This is a genomic window from Actinoplanes sp. NPDC051633 (assembly GCF_040681735.1).
Taxonomy (GTDB): domain Bacteria; phylum Actinomycetota; class Actinomycetes; order Mycobacteriales; family Micromonosporaceae; genus Actinoplanes.
Genome location: NZ_JBFAZH010000863.1, coordinates 1 through 3388, shown reverse-complemented (window position 1 = coordinate 3388; position 3388 = coordinate 1). Strand labels below are relative to the sequence as shown.

At 66.6% G+C, this 3388-nt stretch carries 4 protein-coding genes; all 4 read right to left on the bottom strand.

The genetic code is table 11. The annotated features are described in order from the left end of the window. Positions 1-1545 (bottom strand): Hsp70 family protein (locus AB0M20_RS33470; RefSeq protein ID WP_364304338.1); only part of this gene is annotated, 1545 nt, incomplete at its 3' end. Further along, positions 1542-2159, bottom strand: coding sequence for a nucleotide exchange factor GrpE (gene grpE / locus AB0M20_RS33465; protein ID WP_364304337.1), 618 nt, complete (start codon positions 2157-2159; stop codon positions 1542-1544). The genes grpE and AB0M20_RS33470, both read right to left, overlap by 4 nt. A gap of 138 nt (positions 2160-2297) precedes the next feature. Continuing rightward, complete coding sequence (locus AB0M20_RS33460; protein ID WP_364304336.1) at positions 2298-2639, bottom strand: hypothetical protein; 342 nt, start codon at positions 2637-2639, stop codon at positions 2298-2300. 58 nt (positions 2640-2697) lie between these two features. Further along, complete coding sequence (locus AB0M20_RS33455; RefSeq protein WP_364304339.1) at positions 2698-2787, bottom strand: hypothetical protein; 90 nt, start codon at positions 2785-2787, stop codon at positions 2698-2700. Positions 2788-3388: the final 601 nt, after the last annotated feature.

Genomic DNA, 3388 nt, shown 5'->3' with positions numbered 1-3388 from the left:
GGTAATTTCTAGCCGGCCCTCGTTGCTGAACCGGAAGGTCACCTCGATCGGCGAGTTCGCGGGCAGCCCGGTGGCCAGCTCGAGGACGGCCTTGCCCACCTCGTCGGCGGTGGAGAAGTCCTCGACTATCGGCGCCCGTACGGTGTTCTCGAAGATCTCCAGCGCGACCAGGGACATGCCGCTGGCATAGGTGCCGAAGGTCTGCTTCGCCTCGGCCGGCAGCTGCTGCTGGGCCTGGATGAGGTTGGCGATCACCGACTTGTCGTCGCGGGCGACCGCCTTGACGCCGAAGCTGTGGCTAATCACGTTGGTGACCTGCATGTTGGACAGGCGCTGAACGACGCCGATGCGCAGTTGCATATCCTCGGCGACGGCTTCCTCGGCGGCCGCCCGCACCTCGGCCGGAGCGGCCGCGACGTCGACCGAATCCGCGTCCTGCGCCAGGCGTTTGCCGATCTCGATGCGGATGCGCTCGCCGATCGCCAGCTTTTGGCCGTAGATCGCGGCGCCCTTGGCCACCGCCAGCTCCGGCTCGTACGGCTTGATCTCGAAGCCGTAGTCCTGGTGCAGCCGCGCCGCGACCTGCGGCATCCGCGTCGAGCCGCCGACCAGCAGCATCTTGTCGATCTTCGGTGCGCCGAGCTCGCCCGCGGTCTCGATCACCTTCTTGGTGAAGCCCACCGTGCGCTCCAGCAGATCGGCGGTGAGCTCAGCGAACTTCTCCCGGGTGAGCGTCACCGGCGTGAGCTTCGCCTCGTGGACGACGTTGACCCGGGTCTCGATCTTGCCGCTGAGAGCCCGTTTCGCGCTCTCGGCCTTGGTCCAGAGGTCCTGCACGGTCTCCGGGTTGTCCACCGGGTCGGACCCGTCGGGATTGCCGGCCCGCCACTGCTCGGCCAGGAACTGCACCACGCGCTCGTCCCAGTCACGACCGCCGAGCTCGTGGTTGCCGTCGGTCGCCACGACGGTGATCGCGCCGCCCTTGATCGTGATCACCGTGACGTCGAAGGTGCCGCCGCCCAGGTCGTAGATCAGCACGGTCTGGTCGTCCGAATCGTGCAGGCCGTAGGCGATCGCGGCCGCGGTCGGCTCGTTGATCACCTCCAGCACCTCGAGACCGGCGATCCGGCCGGCGCTCGCCGTCGCCTCGCGCCGCGGACTGTCGAAGTAGGCCGGGCAGGTGATGACGACCTTGTGCGGGCGTACGTCGGTGGCCTGCTCGGCATCGTCGACCACCTTGCGCAGGATGTAGGCCGAGATCTCCTCGGCCGAATAGTCCTTGCCGAAGAATTCGCGCCGCCAATTCGGGACGCCCATCGACCGCTTCACCATCTCGACGACCTTGTCCGGGTCGGTGATCGCGGCGCTTTTCGCCTCGTGACCGATCACCCGCGTTTCTGCGGTCTCGAAAAAGACGGCCGAGGCGGTGGTGAGATCACCTTCGGAGTTCATCGTGATCGTCGGCCGGCCACTCATCTCGTCGACGTAGGCGATGCAGGTATAAGTGGTGCCGAGGTCGATGCCGTACACCCGGTCGTCGCTCACGCATCAAGCCTTTCCTCGCCGGCGACGCCGCCGGATCTCGATTCCAACAGGTTCGAATCCACCAGTACGGTCTCGCTCTCGGCCGCGTGCGGTTGCTCCGGCACCGGGTGTGTCTGCGGCGGCGGACTCTCGTAGCGGTAGGCGTTCACCCACTCCGGGCGCAGCACGCGGTCGTTCCACCGGAAGCCCGGCCGCAACCGCTCGGCGATCCGGCGGTCGGCGCCCTCGTCGTGCGTCTTCACGATCGCCACCACCTTGTGCTGCACACGGTCCACCGAGTCGTTCTCACTGATCGCGATCTCGGCACCCTGACGTGCCAGGACGTACGTCACCGTGTCCCGGACGACCAGCAGCCGGTCGGCCGTCTCGGGTGGATAGCCGGGGGCGCTGATCATCTGCGAGAGGTCGTCGTAGAGGGTGATCAGGTCGACCAGGACGGTGCGCAGCTGCGCCTGGAACGCGCCGTGCCGGTGCCGGTCGAGCTCCTCGGCCATGGTCGCGACGGTGTGCTCACGACCCTCGTCATATCGGATCTTGGCGTCGAACGCAGCACGCAGCTCACGCACCTCGGTGAGTATCTGATCGACGGGGTAGTCCGGATTATCGTCAGCCATGTTCCGTCCGCTTTCCCCAGGGATTGGGAGGAAGACTACGCGGACGAAGTCGGGCGCCTCCAGATACCGAAAGGTGAAACATCCACCGTTCCGGGTCTCCGATGCTGGACGGCTTTGTGTAGAACCCGGCTGAGCTGCTTAGAAGTGTTTATCAATGATCTTGCCGAGACAGCGAAATGGACGTTCGTATGATCCATTCCGGAATCGCCTGGCACGAATCACCGGGGCGGGCGCTGCACCAAGGCCGGGAGCACCTCGGCTGCGATACCGTGCAGGTTTATCGCGGCTGCTCGGTCCAAACGGGGTCGGCGTCGGGTTGACCCGGATCACCTGGCCGCCCGTGTGGGCGAGTATCTGGGTCTCGGCAGCCGGTTGGACCAAGCCCGAGGTGCCGACGGTGATCAGCGCCTCGGCGTTCGTGGCGGACTCGACCGCCGACTCGAAAGCGTCCGACGGAAGGATTTCGCCGAACCACGCCACACCTAGTCGGATCGGTGAACCGCAGGTGGCGCATGGCGGCGGGGCGATGCGGCCGCCGTCATTGTCCGGGATTTCTCTCCGGGAGGGCGACGGGCTGGGCGCAGGCGAGGCAACGCGGTGCGAACAAGCTGCCATGCAAGTGGGTCACCAATGTCGAGCCGGTCCGCTGGTGCACGTCGTCCACGTTCTGGGGTGATCGCCACCCTGCCGGGGATGCGAGACTCCAGGGCCGCGATCGCGACGTGGCCCGGGTTAGGTGTGACCCGGACGGCCAAAGCTCGGCGCCACTCGTACCAGCCCCAAACTCCGGCTGCCTCTGGTCTGTGGGCGACGTGAGCGGCTGATTTGTCGGCGGTCTCGACGGTAATCGTGGTCGGGCTGCATACGGATGACCGCATCACGACGTCGCAGCTCGGTGACCGGGCCGGCGGCGCCGTTCATGTGGGGATCGGCGTATGTCCGGTAATCAGCTGTTTCGACGAGCCGGGTTTCCGACCAGTAGATCCAGCGGGGCGTGCTGGCGTTGGCGGGGTGGGCGCTGGTGTGGCCGTGGCGGCCGCGGTAGCCGGGTCGTCCGTTGACCCAATGGCCGGTCAGCCGCCGGTCGCAGACGGAGCAGATCAACAGGCCGGTCAGGGCGTATCGGCGCCGAGTCGACCGTCGCTCTGCACTTGCTCTAGTGGCCTGGACTGGCGTCGTCATCGACCTCGACGCACTGGTCGGCCTCCGTCTCGCCCTGTCACCCGGCA

Excerpts from the sequence above, each read along its gene's own strand:
- grpE (WP_364304337.1), bottom strand. The coding sequence starts at position 2,159 with ATGGCTGACGATAATCCGGACTACCCCGTCGATCAGATACTCACCGAG.